General features: G+C 35.0%; 19 protein-coding genes. 2 read left to right on the top strand and 17 right to left on the bottom strand.

Annotated features, from left to right (window positions below; translation table 11 throughout):
- Nucleotides 1-124 precede the first annotated feature (124 nt).
- The 6 genes from GFU89_RS21810 to GFU89_RS21835 all read right to left on the bottom strand — a co-directional run bounded on the left by GFU89_RS21810 (nt 125) and on the right by GFU89_RS21835 (nt 9,201).
- Entirely contained in the window at nt 125-4,705 is a 4,581-nt protein-coding gene (locus tag GFU89_RS21810) for a hypothetical protein (protein ID WP_318849129.1), read from the bottom strand.
- Entirely contained in the window at nt 4,705-5,724 is a 1,020-nt protein-coding gene (locus GFU89_RS21815; protein ID WP_318849130.1) for a hypothetical protein, read from the bottom strand. The genes GFU89_RS21810 and GFU89_RS21815 overlap by 1 nt, the downstream gene beginning before the upstream one ends.
- A gap of 13 nt (nt 5,725-5,737) precedes the next feature.
- Nucleotides 5,738-6,577, bottom strand: coding sequence for a hypothetical protein (locus GFU89_RS21820; RefSeq protein WP_318849131.1), 840 nt, complete (start codon nt 6,575-6,577; stop codon nt 5,738-5,740).
- Between the two features lie 223 nt (nt 6,578-6,800).
- Nucleotides 6,801-7,241 (bottom strand): lysozyme, encoded by a 441-nt coding sequence (locus GFU89_RS21825; protein WP_318849132.1) that lies wholly within the window; start codon nt 7,239-7,241, stop codon nt 6,801-6,803.
- Nucleotides 7,238-7,807, bottom strand: coding sequence for a hypothetical protein (locus GFU89_RS21830; protein WP_318849133.1), 570 nt, complete (start codon nt 7,805-7,807; stop codon nt 7,238-7,240). The genes GFU89_RS21825 and GFU89_RS21830 overlap by 4 nt, the downstream gene beginning before the upstream one ends.
- 77 nt (nt 7,808-7,884) lie before the next feature.
- Nucleotides 7,885-9,201, bottom strand: coding sequence for an ATP-binding protein (locus tag GFU89_RS21835; RefSeq protein WP_318849134.1), 1,317 nt, complete (start codon nt 9,199-9,201; stop codon nt 7,885-7,887).
- 752 nt (nt 9,202-9,953) lie between these two features.
- Here GFU89_RS21835 and GFU89_RS21840 point away from each other — a divergent pair.
- A complete protein-coding gene (locus GFU89_RS21840; RefSeq protein ID WP_318849135.1) occupies nt 9,954-10,184 on the top strand; it encodes a hypothetical protein in 231 nt (76 codons plus the stop codon).
- A gap of 13 nt (nt 10,185-10,197) precedes the next feature.
- Here the strand turns inward: GFU89_RS21840 and GFU89_RS21845 are convergent, their stop codons facing one another.
- The 9 genes from GFU89_RS21845 to GFU89_RS21885 form a co-directional block, all read right to left on the bottom strand.
- Nucleotides 10,198-10,935 (bottom strand): hypothetical protein, encoded by a 738-nt coding sequence (locus GFU89_RS21845; RefSeq protein ID WP_318849136.1) that lies wholly within the window; start codon nt 10,933-10,935, stop codon nt 10,198-10,200.
- Between the two features lie 644 nt (nt 10,936-11,579).
- Nucleotides 11,580-12,443 carry a hypothetical protein gene (locus GFU89_RS21850; protein WP_318849137.1) on the bottom strand — a complete coding sequence of 288 codons (864 nt, stop codon included), beginning with the start codon at nt 12,441-12,443 and terminating at the stop codon, nt 11,580-11,582.
- 303 nt (nt 12,444-12,746) lie between these two features.
- A complete protein-coding gene (locus GFU89_RS21855; protein ID WP_318849138.1) occupies nt 12,747-13,604 on the bottom strand; it encodes a hypothetical protein in 858 nt (285 codons plus the stop codon).
- 403 nt (nt 13,605-14,007) lie between these two features.
- A complete protein-coding gene (locus GFU89_RS21860) occupies nt 14,008-14,418 on the bottom strand; it encodes a 5-fold beta-flower protein (RefSeq protein ID WP_318849139.1) in 411 nt (136 codons plus the stop codon).
- Between the two features lie 309 nt (nt 14,419-14,727).
- Nucleotides 14,728-15,423: a hypothetical protein gene (locus GFU89_RS21865; RefSeq protein ID WP_318849140.1), complete on the bottom strand. Its 696-nt coding sequence runs from the start codon at nt 15,421-15,423 to the stop codon at nt 14,728-14,730.
- 5 nt (nt 15,424-15,428) lie between these two features.
- A complete protein-coding gene (locus GFU89_RS21870) occupies nt 15,429-18,785 on the bottom strand; it encodes a DUF3990 domain-containing protein (RefSeq protein WP_318849141.1) in 3,357 nt (1,118 codons plus the stop codon).
- Between the two features lie 342 nt (nt 18,786-19,127).
- Nucleotides 19,128-19,505, bottom strand: a complete 378-nt coding sequence (locus GFU89_RS21875; RefSeq protein WP_318849142.1) for a hypothetical protein — start codon at nt 19,503-19,505, stop codon at nt 19,128-19,130.
- Nucleotides 19,506-19,564: 59 nt separating this feature from the next.
- Nucleotides 19,565-19,732, bottom strand: coding sequence for a hypothetical protein (locus tag GFU89_RS21880; RefSeq protein WP_318849143.1), 168 nt, complete (start codon nt 19,730-19,732; stop codon nt 19,565-19,567).
- Between the two features lie 378 nt (nt 19,733-20,110).
- Nucleotides 20,111-20,269, bottom strand: a complete 159-nt coding sequence (locus GFU89_RS21885; protein WP_156106583.1) for a hypothetical protein — start codon at nt 20,267-20,269, stop codon at nt 20,111-20,113.
- 768 nt (nt 20,270-21,037) lie between these two features.
- On the opposite strand from GFU89_RS21885, the gene GFU89_RS21890 reads away from it, so the two are divergent.
- Nucleotides 21,038-21,700, top strand: coding sequence for a S24 family peptidase (locus GFU89_RS21890; protein ID WP_318849144.1), 663 nt, complete (start codon nt 21,038-21,040; stop codon nt 21,698-21,700).
- 72 nt (nt 21,701-21,772) lie between these two features.
- On the opposite strand, the gene GFU89_RS21895 is transcribed toward GFU89_RS21890, so the two are convergent.
- Together GFU89_RS21895 and GFU89_RS21900 are read right to left on the bottom strand one after the other, a co-directional pair.
- Entirely contained in the window at nt 21,773-22,669 is an 897-nt protein-coding gene (locus GFU89_RS21895; RefSeq protein WP_318849145.1) for a hypothetical protein, read from the bottom strand.
- Between the two features lie 157 nt (nt 22,670-22,826).
- Entirely contained in the window at nt 22,827-26,969 is a 4,143-nt protein-coding gene (locus GFU89_RS21900) for a PKD domain-containing protein (RefSeq protein ID WP_318849146.1), read from the bottom strand.
- Nucleotide 26,970: the final 1 nt, after the last annotated feature.

Genomic DNA, 26,970 nt, shown 5'->3' on the forward strand with positions numbered 1-26,970 from the left:
GATCTGCCAGAAAACATTGAATTATTCGAATTATTTATACCTAAAAAGTCTGCATTGAAAAAGTTAGCAAATGATGTATTCCACAGCTTTGAATATAGATTCTTTTGTTTTTGGATTTCCAGTTTTAATACATCTTATTTTCTGCATATTTATAAACTGTTTTTTCATCCCAGACAAACAATTGGATAGAGCTATATGGTGGTATTTTATATGAATACCCTGCACTTTCTATATCGAATCCCTGCCAATTATCACTAGCATTTAACACCAATATTCTTTGACCTCGGAAACATTTTCCTAATACAAAATGCTCACCATATATACATCTGATTACCAACATTCTATTGTCAGAATCATAATATTGAACTCCTGACTGCTGCTCAATCATCCCATGAGATAATCTCATTCTGGATTTTTCATTGGTAATCTCATCATCAAGACGTGATAAATTTCCGTCCGGAATAAATAAAGTATTAGGATCTTCATATTCGGATTTAAAGTTTTGAATAGCCTTTACTGAGTCCCCAACATATACTGAACCAGCAACGTCTACTGAATCTGAAACATGTACTGCCCCCCCAACATTTACGGAGTCTGAAACATTTATTGATCCTGCAATATTTACTTTATGTGAATCATTAGCTTTTGTACCTATACCAATATTCTTGTTTCCTCTATTGAAGTTAATACCTTCCCAGCCTTTATAACTGCTTGAATATTTATAATATTCATCTTTTAATACCGCTAAATAGAATTTATCCTTTTCATTATATATCCCGGATTCTCCACCATTATAATTATCAACAACCATTAATCCATTACCTGTCTGATTAGTAAATTGTTTGTTAACAATAATACCATTGTTGTACATATAATTCCAGCTGTCAATATTACTTTGTGAGAAATCTGCGTCACTCCACAATTTAAACCACTTACCAGACCATTTATCATCAATCCCCTTTCTTATTTTAAGCATAGGTATTCCTTCTCCATTGACCTCAGTTTGATTGGCAAAAGCTAATTGGTATGAAGAATCCCCCGTTGATGCAGAAGTACCATCCCAAGGAGCATAAGTCATTACACCTGCATAATTTCCAGTTCCTCCAACATGTCCAGCCTGAATAAAATCAAATCTAACCCTACGACTATTTCCATTAGGTGTAACAACTGTATCCGGGTTTCTTGAACCATCTCTTGAAGTAACAAAGTAATTTGTAGCAAAGACTCCGTTTGAATTGGTTAGATTTATCCATTGACCGCCTTCCTCCTCAGGTTGAATTGACAAAGTCTGGCTCGTAAAATTAGATGACACCCAAGATTGAGTAGCCAGAAATACATAACCATCTGTCTTATGGTATATATAAGGGGCACCTGCTGATAAACCACTTGAGAATCCTAATGTCTGAGCATTTTCTGCGGAATTAACCTTAGCATCAGGATTGAAATTATTATTAGTCCAAAGCGCTTCTCCATCTGACAGCAAAGGAATATTCCCTTTTTTCGTCATGGTTGTTGTATTTACAGCCTGCCAATACTCTAAATGATTGCTGAATAAAGGAAAATCTATTCTATGATACCAACTATTATTTCCTGCAATGTGTAAGGAATTACCATAAGTAGATGGGAATCCGGTACCTGTGGCCCAATCTGTAACACTTAAAGGAAAATCTGTTTTTACTGCAGTTGCATCCTGATGATTACCTCTTTTCGCTAAGTATTCTCCGGGATTAAAATTGTTTGTAGTCCAGGGAATGCCTCCTTGAATTTTAACAGCACCATTATCCGAATTTAATAATAAATCACCATCATTTACAGCTCTAACTACAAAATTTTCTCCTGTCCCACCCCATATGGCAGCACCTCCATCAGCTCCAATATAAGCTATATCTTTAGCCCCGTCATATTTTTGCCAGGTCAGATAATTTCCTGTTTGTGCTGTACTTTTCCACTTACCTAACATAGCCGAAGACTCTATATTAAAAGCACCTGTCATAGTACCGCCATCTTTTCTGAGATAGTTTCCTAAGTCTGTAGATGATACAAAATCTGAGGCCAATCTCTGGCCACCGCCTGCTGTTAAGATATAGTTATCATTATACCCAACTTTATTAAAACCTTTTGATAAAACCTGGCCAGCATCAGTGAATTCTATACCATTACTTACATCCCAATCTTCTGCATTCTTTGTAACAGAAGGAGCCAATATTAAATTGTTATTGGTAGGTTTCTGTATTGACCAGGATTTATATGAACTATTCTTTAGTTTGAAAGGTATTCTATTATAATAGGATTTTGCTGCGGATATAATTTCATCCGTATTTCTGGTCTGGTAATCACCTGGTTTGAAATTTACATTATCCCAGGCTCTTCTCCATTGTGTCCAGTTTCCATTGTGCCCACTTCTATAAGCTAATTCTCCTGCGTCTGCATTACCATCATTATATTTTATCTGCAACTGTGATGTGGTATCTTCAGCTCCCATGTGCAACATAGGACTATATAAATGCTGAACCCCTCCTGCGTTATTGTTTGCTCTATAAACTCCAGAATTGGAATGACCTCCAAGGCTATTGAAGTTATCATTCAGTTGAACTGCTTTAGGAATATAACTGCTGTCTGCAAAATTAATTAACCAACTTCTTGTAGCGACTACATCAGAAGGTAAAACAATGATATTGGCAGGATATAAGTCAAAGTTAGGTTCTATCGCATGAGACCATCCTATATTCCAATCCAGATTATAGTTTCCATATTTAACTTCTACTTTAGCTACTTCAAATGAAAAGTACCCATTCCAGAATGTATTTGATTCTCCTAATAAAATACTAACATATCCATCAGTTCCAATTCCGATTCTTGCGGTAGTGGTAGGAAAATTATCAGTTACTTCCCATATCGCTTTTGAACCATTAGTAACCATAGTTCCTGATACATATTTATAGAAAGCTACATTCACTTTACCTAAGTATTGACTTTCATATCCATAAATGTTAATATCAATACTAAACATAGCCTGATCTGGTGAAGCTTGAGGCATTTTAATGGCTAAAATACCTGTGTGTCCTCCATCACCATAATAGCCCTGATAAACTTTATTAAATATTCTTACATTATTTTGGTGTTTATTTATAGATCCCCCTCCATCAAATTCTAAATCCTTTGCCCCAAGATTCACATCCTGTGCTGCGCCATTATAAGGAACATAATTATTTAAAGCTGATACATTAACAAAAGTTGCCGGATCTAAATTATGAGCATCCCAAACCACACCATTGACTCCATTTTTATGGTGTATTATATCACTGTTATTAGATTCTACAATAGTATTAATAGTAGGATTTCCTATATATAGTGTAGATGGACTAGTATAATTTAAAACCTGGTTATTTCCTGTATTAAATGAAGTAGAATAAATACCTTGTTTAGAATAAATCTGACCAGACCGCCCGAGAAAATGGGTAGGATGATCCGGATCTCCAAAATGGAAACCTATACCTTCATTCAAGCTATTGGCACTTCCTTGATAATAGGAAAGACCATAAGTATCTGCGTTTGCAAATGACCAGATTCTATTTCTTTCATCTGCTTTGTAGAATCTGTTTTGAAATCCTTCATCTGTTTGTACAAAACCTTTTGCATGAAGGCCGTTAACCGGGATATAATCTTTATCTGTATAAGAATCTGATGCTAACAATCCTCCGGACAACATTACTTGTGCTCCATTTCCATTGAGCCCGGCTATAGGCCTATCCGAATCTAATGCCCAAAAACCTCCCACATTTTTCTTCTCCCAAAATGTACCATCAGAAGCTAACTCCTCTTTCGTAAGTAAATGTTTAAGATTGATCTGAACTCTTTTGGTACCTCCCGGGTCCGGATGATCCGAAACTGAAGTAACCCGGTTTCTCCCCTGGTCTAAGCCTCCATACCCAACAGTTAATTTCACATCAAATCCCTGCCAATACGATAATTGAGTAAACCAAAAACAAAGTTTACCGTTTAAATTTAAGGCTGTAATCCCATTCCAGTAATGTAATGTAGAATAGCCGCTATGAGAAATAATAGTCCCGTTATAGATATAACCCTGGATCTTACAATCTAAAGGCTGATCACTTCCGTACATATTACCTTTAATCTCTAAAAGGAATTGATCTCCATAGTCTACAGAATAGTCTACATCAGTTTCAATGAATGTTCCCTGTGGGAAGTTTCTTCCTGAATGATACCAGGAGTCTTCTTTTCTTCGGGAATCGTAATCTCCGCCGCCACCTGTAAGAAATCTTTCATTATTTGACCCGTCTTTATAATACCCAGCCGCCCTAACGTAATCAAAAGCATTACCATTGAGATTCATAAAGTGATAACCATTTGACCTATACTGCAGTGTAGCCGCATAAAGACCCGGCTGATGAAAAGAAATTGCGGGGTAAACTGTATCAGATGTACCATTACCTCTTAATTCTAAAGCAACTGAATCGTAAGCATTGCCTGTAGCTCCTGAGAATGTTTTTCTTACTGGTATTTCTTGATAGGTATTAGTTGTCACTAAGTTTAAATCAGCAACTATTTCCGCATGGGTTCTTGTGCTGATTTTTTTCGTCACAGAATTCCAAACCATTACAGAACCTGCATCGTTTGGAACACTTTTCACAATTATTTCGCCTTCTACAGCGATGTGATTGTTAAAATATTCAGGAGCAATCATTAGTCTAATCTTGCAGTTAAAGTAATTCTATATTCATTCGGGGTAAGAGGTGCCAACACATCTATTTCTACATCATTTGCCGATGTGGCCACACAGCTTACATTTATTTTTCTATTATCAGTATTACGATAACAGATATAATCAACATTCAGGGTATTCCAGCCATGGGTAATGGGAAAAGTAACAGAAGAACCATCTCCGATTTGCCATGTTTTGGATTTAATTTTTGCATCCAAAACAGCTTTCGTAGATCTTGGAGTCATTGCTTTACCAGGATCGAATCCTGCAATAGCTTCAACATCTGTGGCAATTTGAATCAGTCCTTTCACCGAATCTGTAGCATCTACAATGTCAGGAATACCTTTTTCTATGATCTGATAATTTTTAGGCGCATTGGAAGCATTATCGGTATTAGCAATAAGATGGTCACCAACAGAAACGGGCTCATTACCTACCCAGCCATTTGCTGTAATCACCCACACCATACCTGTTTTAATGGTAGCTGATGTCACGGGTAACGGAGTCGTCATTGAACCTTCAACAGTAGAAGGAATATATCCTCCCGGCTGATAAATCAATGCTCCTGTAAGGCTTTGTCCTATTAAGTTTTCAATATAAGTTTTAATCTTATTGGATGACCATGTATAGCTGCCTGACTGAGTCGCGTCATTCAGAAAAATAGAGACAATATCTGCATTGGTAAGATTTCGGCCTGCTACTTTAATAACATGTCCTGAACTATTGGTTAGGATCTGACTTAGCAATAGAAGTCCGCTTGTTTGATCTGTCTGAAATGGATTATTGGTCAGCGGATACTCAGGATGTACATAATTCTGAGCCAGGTTAATCCATTCTGCTCCGTTCCATTGATGCAACTGTCCCTTATAGTCAATGATCCAACCAGCAGGAACTCCAGTTGTATCAGGAAATGAAGTATGGTAATGAAATCGGGTACGTTGCAGCTCACCAAAAAAGTTATCCTGATGTGCGTTATTACTTATTACTGCGTTATTATTCATAGTTTTTTATTTTTTATGGTTTAACTTTTAAAATGAGAATATTAATGGGATTAACGAGGACACCTATCATCTTGACCTCAATGGTTTGATTGGTGGCATAATCGTCAACATTTATTTTTTTACCCGTTACACTATCCCGGGCCTGAATGATCACATTTTCCGTTTCAAGGGTATTAGGGAAAACTGCATTTCCTGCGACCTGTACCACTGCACTTGTAGGGGTCTGTGAGATGAGCAAAACTTTATCATAGATCTGCTTATTAAAGTCTTGTTGATTTTTCGGGCTGCCTAATGCATTGTAGTCAAGTAACAGCTTTACTTTATCTTCACTAGTCTGCCCTGAAACAGCTTTTAATGCTTCAATATCCTCACGACTTTTTTTAATGAAATCGATTATTTCCTGGAGTTCATCCAAAGAAAGGTCATTAGACAATAATATCTTTTTAATCTTTTCTATATCAGATGCTAAGTCTTTATCTGCATCTTTCAATTCATCCACAAAGCCGTCTACCTGTATTTTAGTATACACATTCCCTAGCTGATCAGAACTATCAACCGTAGCAACATTTTTAATTCCAAGCTTATTTTTCCAGCTTTCAACATGAGCTGGGGTTAGATTACCGGCATTCAGTAAAGCCAAATATTCTGAATGAGCTGCTGGATCAGTTAAATGTTTTTGAAATGCTTCTGCACTGGCAAATAATTGAAAGATTTCTTCAAATCCTTCAATACTTTTCATAGGGATTGGATCATCTTTATGATAAAAAGATAAAAACGTTTCTTTAAACTCCGCTTCTGTGGGGAAATCTCCAGTTTCAAACCAACTGAAAATTGTATGTAATGGTGTACTCATTTGATAATTAGTTTTGATAAATTGATAATTGGGGAAGGTCTAAAGGTTGTGTCTGCTGCATGGGATTTTAAAGTAGGCCACAGAAAGCAATATCGTTGCTGATGAAGTTATATGAACAGTTTGAAGCCGGTAAAGGCCACTCTCTGAAACAGCGTGACTTTGGAGATTAATTTCCAATGATAATATCTGGTTTAAATTCCCCCAACTATTAAGTGGGAATTGTTTATTTAGAAAAGAATAAATCAGCTTCAGCCTTTCTTCTGCGGATGAGTCCGTTTAACATTTTTCCGGCGGCGGTAATATATTTCGTGGTAAACCAATTTCTGATTGCCTGCTCTTCTGCTTTTTTATTAATCAGAGAAAATAGTCCATCTGATCCTCCTGTATTGTACGTGTGTGATACGAGAGCATCAAATTGATTTTGAGAAAGGATTACTTTAATTTTACTGCTGACGATTTTTTCATAAGTCGGTAAAACAGCTGAAAATAGCTCTATCCCTTTTTCTTTGCTGATTGCAGGATCTTTCATGGTTACTTTCTTTCCTCCGGGATAGTAGGTGTTCCCATACCCAATTGTTGGAATTCCTGCCGAATCCAGATAAGGTTTTGAACTGAATCCTTCAAATGATACAATCAGGTTGATTCCTTTTTGTGATGTTTTCATGGCTTAAAATATTTATAGGTGAAAAAGATGAGTATTAAAGTGATTCCAACGATTGTAATGAAAATCCAGGCTGCGATTTCAAATCCATTTGACTGAATTTTTTTTGTTTCTTCCGAGACTTTTGAAGCCACTTCTCTGATTGTTTCTTTTGAACTCACTTTCTGGGTTAAATCGTGAATAGCTTGGATAGATTCTTCTTTTCTAACCTCTGCTTTTTCATGGTTGGTCTTTGCATAATGGTTGCTGATGGAGTATTCTGCATTTCCCATGATGGAAATACTCTGAACGGTATCACGTCCTATCACATTATGGAAAACAAAGGGATTAGCTGTATCTGATTTTCCTTTAATTAATAAATCTCCGGATATTTCATTGGTCTTTTCCTCCAGTTTCACATCAACGGATTTGCTTTGAGTTGATTGTGAGCTGTGTAAGCTTGAAGAATCAACCTTCACTTTTTCTGTTTCTTTTGTATTTTCTTTATAAGTGGTTGTGATTTTGTGTTTGCTTCGGCAGCCCAGCATAAAGCTGCTCAATATGATCAATAGCAGAATCTTAGCTTTCATTAGTTTTAGTTTTTAAAAATTGAACAGGTTTATAGTTTTGATTTCAATTCCAGGAAATTGGATTGAATTTCAAGTTCTTACATAAATATTTTATCTTCTTTTACGTATTCTTTTTTGATGCTGTCTAATAACATGTCTACACTTACTTTGTAACCAGGTTCATCTAATGCAATTGTTTTTAAACTTACATCCTGTATGATATTCATAATATTAGAACCAGTTAATTCATAGTGTCGGGCAATTTGTTCCAAATCAATATCTTCAAGTTGTAATTGTTCAGGTACGTTTTGCTGCCAGATACGCAGACGCTCTTCATGCTTTGGATTATTGAATTGTATGCAGCTATGAAAGCGTCGCGTAAAGGCTTTATCCATATTATTTTTAAAGTTGGAGGCCAGAATGATAAGTCCTGAAAATGTTTCTATCTTTTGCAGCAAATAAGAAACTTCCTGATTGGCATATTTGTCATGAGCATCTTTTACAGAGGTTCGTTTTCCGAAAATAGCATCTGCTTCATCAAAAAATAAAATCCAGTTTTTATTTTCCGCTTTGTCGAATAGTTTCGCTAATTGTTTTTCTGTTTCTCCGATGTACTTTGAAACCAGCATAGAAACATCTACTCTGAAAACAGGGCGATTGGTATATTTCCCTAAAAGACTGGCGGCAAGAGTTTTTCCTGTTCCCGGTTCTCCAAAAAACAACACCCTGAACCCTGGTTTAAGTTTTGTCTGCATGTCCCAATCTTCCATAAGAATCCGGCTGCTGTTGTACCAGTCCTCAATACACTTAAGTTCTTGCAGGGTGGTTTGAGGAAGTATTAAATCTGCCCATGATCGATGGGTGTGTATTCGTTCTGCCGGAAAATCATTGCTCATTTTTGGTAATAATTCCAGTCCAAAAATGATCTTATTAAAGGCTTCTTCATGTACACTTATCTGGCTGTTCATTGATGCATGTTCCTGAGCTGAACCTGAAAAAGCGATGAGTTCTTCTTTATTCAAAACCGACTTCGGGCCGAAATAATCCAGTGCTTTCAATCGTTCTGAAATACTTTCTCCTCCTAAAATATATTGAGCCGCGTGAATTGTAGGATAAAAGAGCCTGCCGTTATCATTGGTTGAGCAAAAGTCAAACAGCGTGCTACCTGGAAATTCCAAATAAATGCGTTTCAGTAATGATGGATCTAACCGTGGTAATAACGCCAGTAAAAGAATCACAACTTCCTGATGGGCAAGCTCTTTCCCTGAAATATAATCTCCTAATTGAAAGTTTTCATGGTTATTGGTATTAAATTCAGGGGCTCCTACATTAAAATCCTCTGATGGATTGTTTATACGCCATGTAATAACCTTTTCTAAATGAGTAAATAATTTTTGTAATTGTTCTGACTCCATTGGTTTTTATGCTTTTTAAGATCTGGTGTACTGCTTCTTTTTTACTTTTAAGATGGCTTCCACCTATCTTGTGTTGATTTCAAGAAACCTCAACCGGAAAGTAGCTCACATTCGAGTGTCTCTCCACAACTGCAAAAGCAGCTGCCCTTGGAAAGTCGCTCCATCATTGGAATCCTGCTTTTTTAAAGAATTAATCTACGCTTGAAAGAGAATAACAGATCCGAAGACCTATCACTCTGCTTTCAGGAGGAGATTCTAATGGTTATACATCAGAAAATTCCGGGATTCCAGACGCTAAGAGGTGTCCTGCCAATGAGAATCTCTCCGATTGAGGTATATTTTATGTTTTGTATTTTTTCTAATAGTGTGCAACACATCTCAAGGATGGTTACATTATTTGGTGTTTACTTAAAGAAAACTCAACCGGAAAGTAGCTCACATTCGAGTGTCTCTCCACAACTGCTAAGCAGCTGCTTTTGGAAAGTCGCTCCATCATGGGAGTCCTGCTTTTTTAAAGAATCTACGTCTGAATGAGAACATCAGGTCCGAAGACCTATCACTCTGCTTCCAGGAGGAGATTCTAATGTTTACACATCAGAAAATTCCGGGATTCCAGACGCTAAGAGGTGTCCTGCCAATGAGAATCTCTCCGATTGAGGTATGTTTTATATGTTTTTAAATAGTGTACAACACATCTTAAGGATGGTTACATTGTATTTGGTAGCTTGCTTAAAGAAACCTCAACCAGAAAGTTGCTCACATTCGAGTATCTCTCCACAACTGCCAAAGCAGCTGCCCTTGGAAAGTTGCTCCATCATTGGAGTCCTACTTTTTTAAAGATTCCATCTACGTCTGAAAGAGAACAGCAGATCCGAAGATCTATTACCCTGCTTCCAGGAGGAGATTCTAATGGTTATACATCAGAAAATTCCGGGATTCCAGGCGCTAAGAGGTGTCCTGCCAATGAGAATCTCTCCGATTGAGGTATGTTTGTGATTAATCAATAATGTAATTAACCAAATCAGTCATGTCCCGCCCCATAATAATTTTTATATTAACGGGATGCGATGTATATTTTCTTCCGTTGATCTCGATTTCCAAAAGCATCTGAATAAGAGCAAATGGTTTTCTATGATGAACCGTATGTCTGAATGAACCAGGTCTGGTAAGTGTCCCCGATGGATAGAATTCATTGAACGCTGATCCCGGTTTAAAATAATGAATAGGATTGATATCCAGAATCATTTCTTTAGACGTTACAGGATATTCGGACATTCTGCCTAAGGATTGTGCATCGAGAAGCTGTTCTTTGTAAAAGCCTGCATCTTTGAACCCATCCTTGATCTTTTTTTTCTGTTTGTAACGCTTTATGATAATTTTAGGTTTGTATTTATCAATATCCAATTCGTTTGATAATTTTACCTTTATATATTTATAACTTACATTTCTGCTGAAAGCATGTACATAATTCTCTATCTGTGGCGGTTGGCTTTCATATTCAGCTTCCAGGTTGATATGTCCACGCCCTGATTTTTCAATGTTGCCAGCCCGATAGAAATGATAGTATTTCGCAGTCCAATCTGCCGAGGCCCTCACATCCAGTCCGAAATTAAGCTCATTTAGATGGACATAATTATCTATGAACCGGCCAAACTGGCTTTCTGTAGGATATTTACCCGTTTCAAAATAGGTTTTCAGATCCTCTCTTGGGGTTAATGTATTGTTTTCTTCCATGATATTAGTCTTCTTTATTTGCTCCTTTTCTTAGTCTAACTGCTTTCCGGAGCTGATTATCAGTTGTGATATTACAGTTCAAAATTGATTCTTTTTTTGTTCTTATAAAAGTTTTTCGGGCTCTCCATCCTGTAGTTGCAGTAACTTATACCTCACTAATAAACAAATTATTACACCTATAGTTAACGACTCATATTTCTTCATCTTCTTCAATACATTTCCTCCTTCTGTTTTCACAGAATTTATGATTTGCTTTCAAAAAAATAGATGTGGCAACCTCATTTCGCTTTGCGGATAAATTCTAATGGAAAAGATTCCATCGCAGAGTATCTTATCCAATTAAGGTTGTATTTTTAGTAATGAGAATGTAATGGATTACTTTTCTGCCGTCTGGTGATCTCAAGATCTTTTATATTGACAGGATATGACTTGTTTTATTACCTAGTAGCAATTACTATTGATGTTTTGATGACAGTTCAAAATTAATCACTTTATTTTTCTTATAAAAGTTTTTTGCCCTATCTGTACTGTAGTTGCAGTAACTCTTAATTTTTTGGAATCCAATGATGGTTTACACCAATATCATTATTTGAGGAGTATACATGTTTTGTAATATTGATTGCTGCTTAGATATTCTGGTCTGATTAGTTTTCATTGATGACATAATTACATTCGATTCTTATATTTCTTACTTTTTCTACCTGACCGCCCCACCAGGTCTCCTGGCTTTGCCCGGCATTTAATACCCCAGTCGTTAAAAGCGTGTCAAGATCTGCATCATACACATTACATTGTATGGATTGATTGATTTCCCGAAGATCTGCATTATAATAGAGATACAGGAAGTCCCATACATCATAATGGTCGGTAACAGAATCTTCAGTTTTATATTTATCCCCCCAATATTGCGAATATGCCCTATATTGGATAGGTATTTCAGTTTTATTAATAAACTTAATATTTGTATTGACAACACTTACTTTTTGTTGAATATCTTCTTTATGAATATCTATGGGTATATTATTGTTCTGCAGATCTCCAAATTCATACCCATCAGGAATTGCAGGCAGATTGTTTCCAAATAATCTACGAATATAATAGCTCGGACTTAACTGATAACCAAGACTATAATATTCGGTTCCTTTTAAATCACCACCTCCTTTCGTTTTTTCTATTGTAATAGTATAAGGTGCACTTCCCAATAAGAACTGTCTTATTGTACCTACTTTGGTGGAATCTCTCATTGTGATTATCTGATCTTCTTCATCTGATGAAGTGACAACAATCTGGATTTCCAAATCTCCAACGTTATTTAAATAATAATATATAAATGTATTATCAATATATGCCATTTGGTTAAGAAAAATGACCATTTCTCTCTTTGTCTGGACATCTTCCTTATGTCTTAAAGAATCTATCAGATCCGAGAATTGGTTTTGCGTTGGATGTTTACCTGTTTCAAAATAGGTTTTTAATTGGTTTCTTGGGATTAGTTTATTTTCTTCCATAGTACTACTATTCTTTTACGGCTTATGCTTAGCATAATTACCTTTGGGTTTCAATGGTTATTTTTGTTATGTTTTTAAAGTTTGGGATGCATCCTTTCGTAATTCCTGTAAAAGTTTTGATTACTCTCTTCTGCAGTTGCAGTAAACTTTAGTTTTTAGAATCGAAGGATGGATTACTTGATTTTAAAATTCACACTTCTTTATACTTAAATCTATTTTGGCAAATGTGATTATACCAGTATCATTATTTCAGGAGTATAAGTATCTTGTAATATTAATTGCTGCTCAGATATTCTGGTCTGGCTATTTTTCATTGATAGAATAATTACATTCGATTCTTACATTTCTGATTTCATTTATATCTCCACCATACCAAGCATCCTGGCTTTGTCCGGCATATAAGTAGCCTGTAGCTAAAAGAGTATTCGTATCTTCATCAAAAATATCGCATTGTATGGATTGATTGGATTTCGTAAGGTCTGCCTTATAATTAAAGCTTAAATGATCAGCTAAATCATAATGATCAGTAACAATGTCTTCAGCTCTGAACCTCTCACTCCAGTTATTTCCACTTACTCTGTACTGTATAGGCACTTCAGTTTTATTAACAAACTTAATATTTGTATTTACAATGCTTATCTTTCTTCCCAAATCTTGTTTATAAATTTGTATGGGCAACCTTTTCCCCTCCAGTGATCCTAAATCGAAACCTTCAGGAATTGTGTTCAGTCCATTTCCAAACATTCTAAAAATCGTATAACTTGGGCTTATTTCATATCTCAAAAGATAATATTCAGTTCCTTTTAATGTTTCTTCTGCTATTTCTTTTACTGTAAAGGTGTAAGGAGCATTACCTAATAAGAATTGCTTTTCCACAGCGTTGTCAGTTTGTCTTACGGTGACCACCTGATCTGCTTCATCCTGTGAGCTAACACCAATCCGAAATTTTAAATTTCCAACGTCATTTGTAGAATAGTAAATGAATCCATTATCTATAAGTGCCAGACTATTGGCAAGGATTGCCTTTTCTTTATTGGTCAGGACATCCTCCTTATGTCTTAAAGAATCTATCAGTTCCGAAAATTGGCCTTGCGTTGGGTGGTTACCTGTTTCAAAATAGGTTTTTAATTCTTTCCTTGGAGTTAATTCATTTTTTTCCATAATATTTCACTATTCTTTACTATTTATATATTATTACTATGATTATTTTTTGAGGTACCAGATAATGGATTACTTGATTTCAAAGCCGAAATTTATCTTTTTTTGATTCCTGTAAAAGGTTTAGGATCTTCCAGTTCTGTAGTTGCAGTACCTGTTATCTTTGTAAAACCGAATGGTTTGCTGCTGACATTTCAATGCTCAAAATTGATATTTTTTTTCTTCCTATGAAAGTTTTTCGGCCTCTCTATTCTGTAGTTGCAGTACCTCCTTTTTCCCGGATAATTAATATGGCTATTTGAATAAAACCTGGTCTGTATATATAATGAAAAAGGCTCAGATTATAAAATCCAAGCCTTTTTTAACTTATATGCTTAAAGTTTGTTTATTTCCGCAGAAATGATAATCAATTCAGTTGAAAGAAGAAATACACTACTGCAGCCCATTCTTTTTTAACTCCTTTTGCATACCCGATAGTGCTGTGGCTGCTGTTTTCAACCGTTCCATCGTCTTTGATGTAACCAATAGTGGAATGACTGCTGTTTTCTACTGTTCCATTACTTTTTACGTAGCCTACTGTAGAATGGCTTTTGTTTTCTATAGTTCCATCGCTTTTTATATAGCCAATAGTACTTCGGCTTTTATTTTCAACAGTTCCATCACTTTTAATGTATCCTACGGTGGAATGGCTACTGTTTTCTATAGTTCCATCACTTTTGATATAACCCGTGGTGCTATGGCTTCCGGATTCTATAGTCTGTGCACTTACAGCGGAAAAGCTGAAGAGAAGTGAGCAAAAAAATAGTGTTTTTTTCATATTCAATATTTTAATAAGTTATTAATTTTGATTATTTGATATATTCAAAAGTATTGATTATTCTTTTATGTTGGATGGTATATCATTAAATCTGAGTTGATTTTTTGGGAATATCGAGTTTTATTGATCAAAAAAAAGCGAAACTCTGCAGTAAAGTTTCGCTTTAAGCTTTTAAATTTTGCTTTTTATAAAATTCTAATTCATTAATTAAATCTAATTAATTTCTGTCTCTCTTGCTGCCACATAAAATCACATGAAAGGATTCGTATGGGCAGCAGAGAAATATTTAAACTTTAGTTCAATATTTTTTTAACTCTGTGAAACAATAAAAGATGTTATATTATTGGTTTCAAAAAATTCATCACGAAATTTATTATATTCTTCTAACTGTTTTTCATTCAAAACAGTTGTAGTTTCTTTATTTTCTATTATAGATAGTGCCCAGTAAAGTTCTTTATTTATAAATTTTTCTATATTCTTATCGTTTCCAGATGCAGGCAGTCCATTAAGGTAACCTATAAGCATATAATCAAGTTCATTATATTCATGTGTTTTATTGAAAAAATATTTAATCAAATCAGATATAAATTCATAATATTTACCTCTTAGAAATATATTTTTACCGCCTTCTTTGTTGTTGAAAATATAGGTATCTTCATTGATTCCTTCGATAATAAATGATACTATATCATTTTTTTGTTTATATTTTTTATACCATTCAATAAAAAGATCATTTGTTTTATTTTTTATTAAATGCTTATTCGTCCATTCGTTTTCAATGATGCAGATTGCCCAATAAAAAGGCATTTCGGTTGTTATATTGTATACATCATCATAACCTTCAAGTGTATTTAATAGATTTAGAAAACGACTGTGAAAATCATTATTGGGTAATGTCTCTTCAAAAAAATCCGTAATTATTGCACACACTAGCTCATAATACGCATCTCTAAGAAATATACATTCATTACCAAATTCGTCTTTATACATGTATTTAGTTTCCATATTATTTATTTTCTTATATATTTATTTAAAACATCTACTCCTTTTTGACTTGTGAAAGCAATTTGAATTTCCATTGGTTTTTTTATTGCTTTCGCCTTTTCCCATCCACCTTCCATAGCTTCTACAGGGTTTCTCAATTTAGGACCTATTACAATATCATAATCATGCTTTAAGGCCCCATTTCTTGCATCAGTCACAAATTTAGCCCATTCATCGTTAGGTTCCGTAAATATTTTTATGTTTAATTTAGCAAGTTCGTCATTTGGTATTTCAAAATGTGCTATATCTGTTACCTTTCCTTCAAATCTTTTATTGTAAGCATTATATTTTGCTGTCTCTTTTAAACTTTCACTTGTATAGAAGGCTCCTGTACCTTGGGAATTAAAATCTAAATCAACTCTACTTTTTGACAAATCAACACCCTTATCTCTAATATTATCAATACTTTCTTTAACTCCCCCATGATAAAAGTTTTTTGCTTCATCATTATCAATAGTTGGTGTTTCTGCCTTACTTCTAGTTGTTTCAACTTCTGGCTTTTTATTCTTGATTTTTTTATTCTTTCTTTGTAATGGTTGTTCATGCATTCTGTCAGGAACGGTTTGTTCTTCAAAAGGAAGTTGATTCAGGTTGCGGCTTGGCGTTGTAGTAGTCTTTTTCTTGAAAGGTTCTGTAACCCACTCCTGTGCTTTTTTATATGCTGTTTTAAAACGTTGGGATGCTTTAATCCATGTATCTTTTTTGAAAACAGACGTTATTTTTCCAGGGATAGAAACTATACTTGCTTTTATTCCATTTCTTGCGGTAATGAACATTCGCTTACCAAAAGTTTTCGGGTTTCTTTTTGCCAGATCTTTTATGGAAGCTCCTCCTTTTTTCGAGGCTTTTCCTCCTATCATTGCCAAAATAGCCATGCCTGAATTGGCAATATCGCTTTTTAACTCTCCAGAGTTTTTAAATAAAACATCAGCCGTTTTTGCCGTATGTACATCATAAATATTTTTAATTCCGTTGAGTATATTCAATCCTAATGCTATCGCACCAATCCAGAATGTTATGGTTCCCATTGTTATGGTAGCACCTCCCAGCCAGGCAGCTAATGGTGCCAAACCACCCAGAGTGAAAATTGATCCTACGGCGGCGGCTAGTGTTAATATACCCAATATACCTGTAATGACACCGGCTATAATAAGTACTTTATTGGCTATCCCGGCAGCTTTTTGAAGAATCATTCCTACCGGGTCTTCTGAGAATCCTTTCCAACTTGTCAAATCTTCCCAGATACCACTTATAGATCCTGAAATAGCCTCAACCCATGCTTTAGGACTAAAGATTGATTCAATAAATTTACCTACATCGGTCCAGGTAATGGATGTGATGTCGTTCCAAATATCTGAAAATGCAATAGAAATAGACATCCATAATCTTTTTAAACCGGTAATTCTATTCAGATTTTTGGTCACTAAGTTTAATGGTTTCTGTAAAGAATCTTTACGTTTGTTATTAAAGACCTCTATCTGAGAATTTCTGATGCTTTCAACATTTTGGTCGATTAAGCTTTGATGCTCTGACTGATCACTATCATAATTAGCATTTACTTCTTCAAATTTATCTTTTAATAAATTTTGTTGGCCTGGGCTTAATTTCCTTAGAAAAGCTATCTGCTCATCTTGTGCTTTTAATTGTGCAAAATCAACCAACAAACGTTCTGTCTCATTAAGTTCTTTAGGGGTTTGCTGAATTTTATCTTTTTCTTTTTGTATTAAGCTATTTCGTCCCTCAACTGTAGCCATATTGGCATAGTAAGCATTTTGAGTTTTGATAACCTCTTTTTCGATAATGTAAGAATCCAATAACATAGCATCGGCTTCCTGGTTCAATTTTTTACTTTGCGATTCTACTTGTTTCAGTTTTGGAGTAAGTTTTCCTAACTCTTTTTTTGCTTCTATATTCTTTTTAGTATCCGCAGCCAGTTTAGCTTTTGATTTTCGTATTGACGCTCTGGAAGACGTTATTTCGCCCTGTATCTTTGTATTCTTACCTTTAGCTTGTTGAGCTTCCTGAGATAATTTTTGAGTTGTATTCCCTGCCTGAGATACTGCTTGATTTATCGTACCGGCGTTAGTACTTAATTCATTTAATTTTCTGGTAAGGTTTCCAGAATCCGCATTTTTTGGATCTTGATGTTTTTGAGATCCTCCGAATAAACTTTTTGCTTCGTTATTGAAATCACTTGCTTTAGTCTTATTTTTATTATACTCCTGCTGATATATTCCTACTTCCTGTTCTACCTTTTGTTGTCTTTTTACCGAGGTTTCAAGTCCTTTTTCTAATTTTTTGATTAAAGCTTCTTTTGTTTCTATGCTGTCTTCTGATTTTTCTAAATCAGTATCTGACTTTTGAATTTCTTTTTCTACTTCTTTAATCTTATTTTTCAGTGTTTTAGCGGCTTCGTTTTGAGATTTCACCTGATCTCTGGCTTCTACTCCCTGGTCCCTAAACTCCTGTGCAGCTGCAACAAGCCCAACTATATTGATTGTCGTTTGTGCATCTGGAGCTATTTCGGCTTGCTCACTATCAACAGCCTTATCCATTCTTGGTGTAACAACGGATTGGATATCTTCCGGAATGACAACTTTTGTTTCTTTTTCTCCTTTAGTTTTTGAATCTAATTTTTTATTATTAGATTTTTTATCATCCATAGCCCTTTCGGAACGAGGCACTTCATTTTTATCTGCAACCTTTTTTGTGCTGTTGTTATTAACTTCAGATGAGATTGGTTTAACTGAGGGTATTTTAATCTCAACTGCTTTCTCTTTTGGCTTCTGATCTATAACAGGTTTTGATACTTCAGATTTGCTGCTAATGTTTTTTAATGCTTCTTTTTCTCCTTCCTTTGTCCTTTTTACAGAAGTTTCCTGATTTTTAACCATCTGACGAACTGCTGTCTGCTCCTCAGGCTTCTTTGGTACATTATTCCCCGATTTAATATTATGATAATCTTGTACCTGGTTGACACTCAAAGTGGCTATATAGCCTTTTTCAATTTTCCTGGTGTCCGGATGATTGATATCACCGGTTTTTGCCAGACTCTCCCGGAGTTTTTCATAATTCTTTTCCGATCCCTGCCCATACATATCTTGTGAATCATGAACACCCGCAATGGCATCATTGAGATTAAGCAAGTTATCGTTGGGCCTTCCTGATCCAGTTTTAACGGATGAATCTCCGGCCTTTTGTGTCTGTATTTTTGCCACTTGTACCTCAGACAGAGGTACAACCACCCGATCTTTCGGCTTTTGCTTTTTGCTCTGGTTTTTATGGGCTTTATTGTCTATTTCTACAGGTTTTGCTGCTTTCATTGACTTAGTTTTTTTAATTTCATATTGTTTTAAAAGACCTATAAAGCACAACTACACTGTTATGCTTTATAGGATGCCTGCCGGGTTTGAAAAATCGTACCGCGTGGGGTAGATTCTTTAAGAATGTCAGTAAATGGAAATGGCATTCGACTTTATGGATGAGAAACAGGCAACATTGAACCATTTCCTTGTTTGTTCTCTTGTTTTTTGAATTTTCAGGTTTTCAAGTTCTTACAATCACTCTCTTGGGTGATCAGTTCTGTAATGGCAGGTAGAGTTTTTTATCATCTTTTCTATTGCAATGATTTAAACATACCTGCAAGTCCATTGATGAATATAAGTTTAATTCATATCACTCTTCTTTTCTTCTTCCTCGTCAGACTGTCTGTCTGTCTTCACTCCATATCGGTTCTCAATAAAAAGATTCACTGCTTTATCAATCCAGTTAGGAAGATTTGTAGTGATCATTTTCAAGAATTTATCATAACCGTAGCCAAGCACGAATAATATCCCTGTTGAATACCATTTGTCATGCAATTCAGCTCTGTTCATTAAATAGCTCATTGTAAAACCTACTATCACCACTATTACCAATGTGATAAAGTGCTCCCACGGCTGTTTTTTCTCTTTATTTTGTATGGAGACCAGTACCCTTAATAATCCACCTGAAAATGCTATTGCAGTTCCGATCAAAAGGGCTTTTATACTATCCAAAGTCATTCTTTTCTATTATATTATTTATTAAAATTTTAATTTTTCAACAACTTTCAGATGCTTACTTATTCCTGAGAAAGGATGTACATGTCATCTAAAAATTTTCTGATTTTCCGGATATTTTCACTCTCATCTGCATAAGCCAGCTCATCAATAATATCACTGATATCTCTACCTGTTTTTTTCAGTTTTTCCTTATCTTTTTTCTTTTTTTTCTTTTCTTTTTTTTTCATGGCTTCTAGAATTTATTAATTTGATTTTTTAGCTTTTTTAAATTGATTTCTCTTCCAATCCACTAAGGCCAAACGGTTTCTTTTACAATTCATGTTTCATTTAAAACAATAGAACTAAAAAGCAAAAACCGTTTTTCACCTTAATATTTTACCTATAATTTAAATTTGAGAAAGATATCAGAACAGCCCTTTTCATCTTATGTCTGGGGCTATTGAGGAAGGAGCAATAACTTTGAATCCTTTTCTATCTTTTTAGAATGAATAATTTCAAGATATGAATGATGGGTACACATTATCTACAAACATTATCTTACTGACATTCACTTTATAACATTATATTGAGTGGTAAAGACTGAACATTCTTTCACAACCCACACACTATGGCTGAAGAATGATATTATATATTGTTCTTTCAGACAAAAACAACATTTCCATCAGCTCATTGACAATCACTTTCATCTGTTTATCCTGATTACGTTTTACATAATCAATGACAAAATCTTTTCTTTTTTCGACTAATTCTTTACTACGTTTCATATTCTATGGTTAAAAGTTTTTTGGTTTAAAAGTTTTTTTTCCGAATCAGACAGGCTTCATTCTCTTACCTGTTGACCGTTTCATAAAGTCATAAGAATCCCTAAAGACGAACATTCCGCCTTTTAAAAAGATGCCTAATTCAATTAATTTTGTTTTTTTAGAAGCCGGTACCAGGTATTTCCCAATAAAAATCTTACCCTGACTTCTTTATTTTAAATTTCATTTGCCCTCTTAGTATGTATTAGCAACTTTACTGACAACTATAATTAATCGATATTTTATATGTTGAACAGTAGTGTTATTTTACATTTTGGGCTTGTCTTTTATTTTCAGGAAAAAACAAAGAGCAAAATGATTGCTTTATTCAGATATCAATCAAAAAATAAACGCATTTTTATCATTAATCAAGTAACATAAAAACGAACAAAAACCAAAGTAATCAATATTAAAAACGCATTTTTTACATATTATATAATATTACAAACTTCCCTTATTTCAATTAGCGCCGGATAAGGCAAAAAAGGAAAATATCTACATTTCAAGTATAATACACGCAAAATAAACTTTCAAATCATTCAATTACATATAATTATAAACAAAAAGCAACATTTTAAAATATTAAAAAAATATTAAATTTTAAATATAATTTTGTACATTTGTACTGTTCCATCTTAACGACGAAACAAATATACGAACATTGTTCGTTTTTAAAAATAAAAAACGAACAATTTATTCATTTTTTTTACAAATAACTATAAACATATCAAAATGAACTATTTAGAATTCAAAGAAATCAGGAAGAAACTAAACATGAAGCAGGCTGATATAGCAAAATCTATAGGAGTAGGCACCAGAGCCGTGCAGTATTGGGAAAAAGGCGAACGAAAAATACCGGAAACAACGGCTTACTTTGTAACCAATTTACTGGTAAAACAACAGGAACTCAATGATGACAGTGCATCTCCGGTTGTTTTTTCAGATTTAAAGATCATGCATGTTCCATTGGCGAATCAATATGCACAAGCCGGTTATCTGAGTAATTTTGCTGATGAAGAATATATAGAAAGCTTACCGACTATTCCTTTTACGGACGATGTAGAACACAGAGGTGAATACATGTGTTTTGAAGTGAAAGGAGACAGCATGGATAACGGATCGTATGAAAGTTATCTGGAAGGTGACATTATCTTATGCAGAAACATCAGACAGGATTACTGGATGAGTAAGCTGCATTATGATAAGTGGGATTTTGTAATCGTTCACAAAGAGAAAGGAATTTTAGTAAAACGAATTGTTAACCATGATGTTGAGAAAGGCCTTATCACCCTTCATTCTCTAAATGAATATTATGAGGATTTCGAGATCCATCTGAAGGATGTTGCAAAGCTTTTCAATATTATAAGTACAAGACGTAAAAACAACAGAAGATAATTGCCTGAGTGAATAAAATCCTCAATTTCTTGAGGATTTTATTGGGGCTTTGGCTAACCGTAATGAAATTTTCTAACACTTAAGACCTGAAATCCCTTCTATTCTTCCTGTTTGGGGATTTACTTCATAAACCACACTCATATCAAAATCCGGGAATCTTATCAATCTGATACCATTATTATTAAACCCAACAAAAGGATCAATATCAAATTCTTTCAGGTTTCCCGGCACCGCTGGGGTTATCCCATCCTTCAAATAAATTAAACTTCCTATCTTGGGTTCAGGTGTACTCAAAATTACATCCCTTTTCCAATCATTATTTCTCTGACAAATAATTTCATTATCCCTATCATATCTATCTGGTATGCAAAAGGCCTGTAAAGGTTTTTGAATAATCCAATCTCCAGCTTCAAAATCAGATACATCCGACCACTCTGAAACTCCAGTTTCAGCCTCAGATGAGCAATATTTTCTTACTCTCATGTAATAAGTTCCTTTAGAAATATTTGCCTTATTCATATCTATATTTTCAGGCCAGGAGTAACCAATACCCCTTTTTGAATAAATAATATTTGTAAATTTAGAATCTGTTGCTATCTGATATTCTACTGCAACAAAGTTCAAATCATTATCCAGTGTATATAACAGTACTATCTGGCCATCTCCTTCTGCGAAGACTTTGCTAATAGACGGTTTTTCACAAGAAGCGCACATCCCTATTTTAAAGAAACCTGTTCTTTCTGCACTAACATTACCTGACAATAATTTTATTCTCAAATCGTAAGTGCCAGGAGTCTGAATAATGGGAAGTTTTACCAATGTACCACTCGCTGGTACCGGGTTTATCTCTTCCTCTACATCTTGCTCCCCTAATCCCTGTTTTTTATAGTACGCAAATGCATAATCTACAGACAAGGAAGATGTATAATCTATATTAAATGAAATTTTGCAATCTTCTACTGCTGCCATTATTTTATATTTTTATTGTTATTATTATGTTTTCATTAGTATTTAAGGGGTGATTTGACTCTATAGAATCGCATGATCACCCCTTTATAGTATAGTGTAATACATAGAATCTGCATCTTGAACACTTAGTTTACGATCAGATACAGAAGCCTGATTATTACGACACGTTTACCCATACGTCTTTGAAATCAAATGCATTACTATTTGCATCAAAAACCACAAATCGGAATTTATAGTTACCAATAGCTAAATTAGTAACCTTTAGAACTGGTTTTTCAACATCGAAAGTAAGTATAGCTACAGATGGGCCACTTACCTGGAACCAGGAATAAAGAAGTATTGTTGATTCATCAGCATTTGCGACTCCTTCCAATATAAAAAATCGATCATTCACAAGGGCTTTTGTATCGCGTGGTTCAACTATAACAATAGGTTTAATACCTTCGCAGCACTGTACATGTTCTTTTTGTGAGAAGTCGATATTGTTTATTACAACAGATGGAGGCTTGTACCAATTGGTTAGCCTGATAGCCTGCATACATTCTCCGTTATTCACCGTCACCATTATCGTCGGATTTCCTTCCGGATTCAGATTATACAATTTATGAATCGTAATTCCATTGATATCCGGTTTAGGAAGTGGGTTACCATCAGCATTGTAGGTATAATCTCCTAAGTTTGACCCCGTAACTTCAAGGTATACTTTTGTTTCATTTGAACCGCCCGTCGGATAATCAACAGACTTAACAGATATTGCAACATTTGGCATTGGAATGACCTTAATAGTACAATTGGTTGGTTTTCCGTTTACAGTAAAGGTAATTACCTGTCCATGATACATAGAATTCACTAATTTCGGATCGAAAGAATAATTTGTACCGTCAGATACAACACCACCAACATCAACATTCCCCACACGAGCTACTATAGATCCATTTTTAGGGACTACATTAAAATTAATACTCCCGGCTTCAGAACAAATAACACTTTTTGGCAGGCTTAATGCAGTATACCAATCTCTTATTGAGATACTTTGAAAACATCCACCGCCAGTCACTTCCATAGCTATCACAGGAATATTTTTCGGATCCAGATTAGAATATTTATAACTTATCTTACCATTTGTAAGCGGCTGAACAGTAAACTGCCCTGTCCCCAGAAAATCCCAAGCGTAAGTATATTCTGTAAAGTAAGGTCCGGAAACTTCAATGTTTATTGTTGTTTCTGTTGAACCGTTAGCCGGATAATCAACTGTATAATTAACGTTCACTTTAGGTGGTGGAATAACCTTAATACGGCAGTTAGTTGCTTTATCGTTTACAGTAAATGTAATATATTGACCATATAAGCTAGGGTTTACTAAATTCGGAGCAAAGGAATAGTTTCCATTTCCGGATCCAACAACACTAGACTCAGCACCAAGACTGGCTTTTACAACCCCATTCGCAGGGAATAGGTCAATAAAAGGTATAGAATCGGCTGCAGAACAAATAATATCAGTTGCTAAACTTACCCGAACCGGAACGTCATACCAATCTCTTATTGCTGTACTTTGATTACATCCTCCACCTGTTACTTTCACCCCTATCACAGGAATATTTTTCAAATCCAGATTGGTGTATTTGTAACTGATCTTACCATTTACCGGATTTTGTGCTGTAAACTGTCCCTGACCCAGGAAATCCCAGCTGTAATTATATTCTGCAAAGTATGGTCCGGAAACTTCAATGTTTATTGTTGTTTCTGTTGAACCACCACTTGGGTAATTAACAGTATATGCAAAATTAACTTTAGGCGGCGGAATAACCTTGATCTTACAATTAGTAGATTGTCCGTTTACAGTAAAGGTAATTTCCTGCCCATACAACGTAGGATTCACTAAATTCGGAGCAAAGGAATAGCTCCCACCGCTGGATATAACACTAGCTTCAGCGCCAATACTGGCGGCCACAACTCCATTCTCAGGGAATACGTCAAAAGGTAAAGGATCGGCTGCAGAACAAATAACACTTGTTGGCAAGCTCAATCGAACCGGAGCATCGTACCAACCTCTTATAATAATGTCCTGAGTACATCCGTGACCACTCACACTCACCTTTATCAGTGGAATGTTTTTTGGATCCAGATTATAGAACTCATAGCTGACGTTTCCTTTTTCATCCGGTTGCTTGTTAATGACATGTCCATTATTCAGGAAATCCCAACTGTAAGTATAGTTTTCAAAACCTTCTCCGGAAACTTTAAGATGCAGTTCCGTTATTATCGACTCATCTTCCGGATAAAATACGTCAACAACCTCTATCTTTATTTCCGGTTGTGAAACAACTTTGATACTGCAATCAGTAGGTTTTCCGTTTACGGTAAAAGTAATTTCCTGACCACGGTACTGCTCTTCCACAGCCTCCGGATCAAAGAAATATTGTCCATTGATCAATTTCACGCCACTACCAACACTTGCTTTTACAATTCCATTCATAGGAGACACCGTAAAAGGTATAGGCTTGGATTCAGCACAAATAACAGACTCCGGCAAACTTAATTTAACAATAGCTTTTGGGGTACAGCATATGTATGGAAGTGAAAAGTCTGCAATCACTTTTGGATTTCTTATAGAATCATACACCATAATAAAAGTACCTCGTCTTTCAACGCCTCGTTTATGCTCTAATCCTGAGTTCTTTTCTACATATTCATTGAAATAAGCTTTTGACAGATCTTTATTGCCTACCAATTCTTCTAAAGATAAAAGCATAATATCAAATCCCAACTGCTGCTTATCCCTGATTTCCTTTATCTGCTCAAAAGCTATTCGGTGGTCCATCCCCTGATGACCTTCTATATTATAAAACGAATTGTTATCTATATTGAGATTTAAAGGACTTACTTGTTCGGATTTTCCTATTAATACCCAATCAGTGTCAAATGTCAAATTATTGCCGGATGACCGATTACTTGTTTTATCAAAATTCCATGTTTTTAAAAATTCTTCTGTAGCCTGGTAGTAAAAAGGAATTGCCTTATTGCTCAGGGAATTTAATTTTTGCGATGGAGTAATTTTAACCCGTTCTTTATTTTTAATAATAGTATCAGGATCAAAACGTCCCACTTGCTGATTAAAACGATTGATCAAGGTTTTAACTTTTTGAGTCGCTTTTTCATCATCTAAAGCAGGCGAATTATAAAACTGATGTCTTGAGAAATCCAATTGGATATCCGATATTAATTTCCCAAGCATGATGTGTTTAGGAAAAGAGGCAAAATCCGGAAGACATTTAGTAAATGCTTTAGGAAGTAATTCTATAATTTCAGAATAGGTATCCATCAAATCCTTTATCACATCATAAGTATACTGAAAACCTGTTTCCTGATTAATAACTCTGTCTAGTGATACTTTGAAAGATTCATAGCTGGCACTTGGAATTCTTAAAATTTTAGCGATTGCTGCGATTTTTTCAAAAATACTCTTCCCATAATCAGCTTTATCTATCGCCTTGATATACATCTTTTTTAAATCAGAGACTTCCACCTTGTTTTTTGTAACAAACCGTTCTAAAATAATACGGTTTTGTTTTACAGGCTCCATGATATCTTCTATAAACAAAGGATGAGGCTGAAGACGATCTTGTCTTTTAGGTTTAACGACACCTGTTACGGGGTCAGGCAGAGAAAAACCTTCTTCTCCAAGAATATGAGTGATACCACTTGCTGTAGTAACTAATACTTTAAGGTTTCTTATCTGCTGTATTCCATGATTATCACAGTCAACACCTCTACAAGGCTTAACTTCTTTTTCATAATCCTCCAAATACAGCAGCAAGTACTTGCCTTCTAAATTGGTAAGATTATTAATCGTTTGAAAATCAGTCTTGGCTTCCTGAGCTGTGGCCAGTTCCCATAGTTCAATCTGCTCACTTCCTTCGTAAAATGCCGGATATTTTACTTTAAAATTATCGTATCCTTTAAAGTGGGTAAAGCTTTTATTTTCCAGATCCACGGTTTTCAGATCACTCATGTACAAGTCTTCACTCGTCTTGCTGGTAGTATTCAGGGTGAGTAAATCTCCATCAGTTGTAATTGCAACTCCCTGAGAAAGCTGTATGCTGTTCAGCAGCCTGTTTTTATAAATAAGTTTGGGTTTGAGACCGCATACAATACCTACTCCCTGCAGCAGTACTCTGGACAAACGGTCCTGATCTTCGAAAAAATCCAGAAACTCATTGAACTGATCCGGATCTTCTATATACTGTCCTTTACTGAATTTTCGATATTGAACTGATATATTACTTAATTGATTCTTCATT

The organism is Chryseobacterium sp. JV558 (assembly GCF_033712365.1).
In the GTDB taxonomy this organism is placed as follows: Bacteria; Bacteroidota; Bacteroidia; order Flavobacteriales; family Weeksellaceae; genus Chryseobacterium.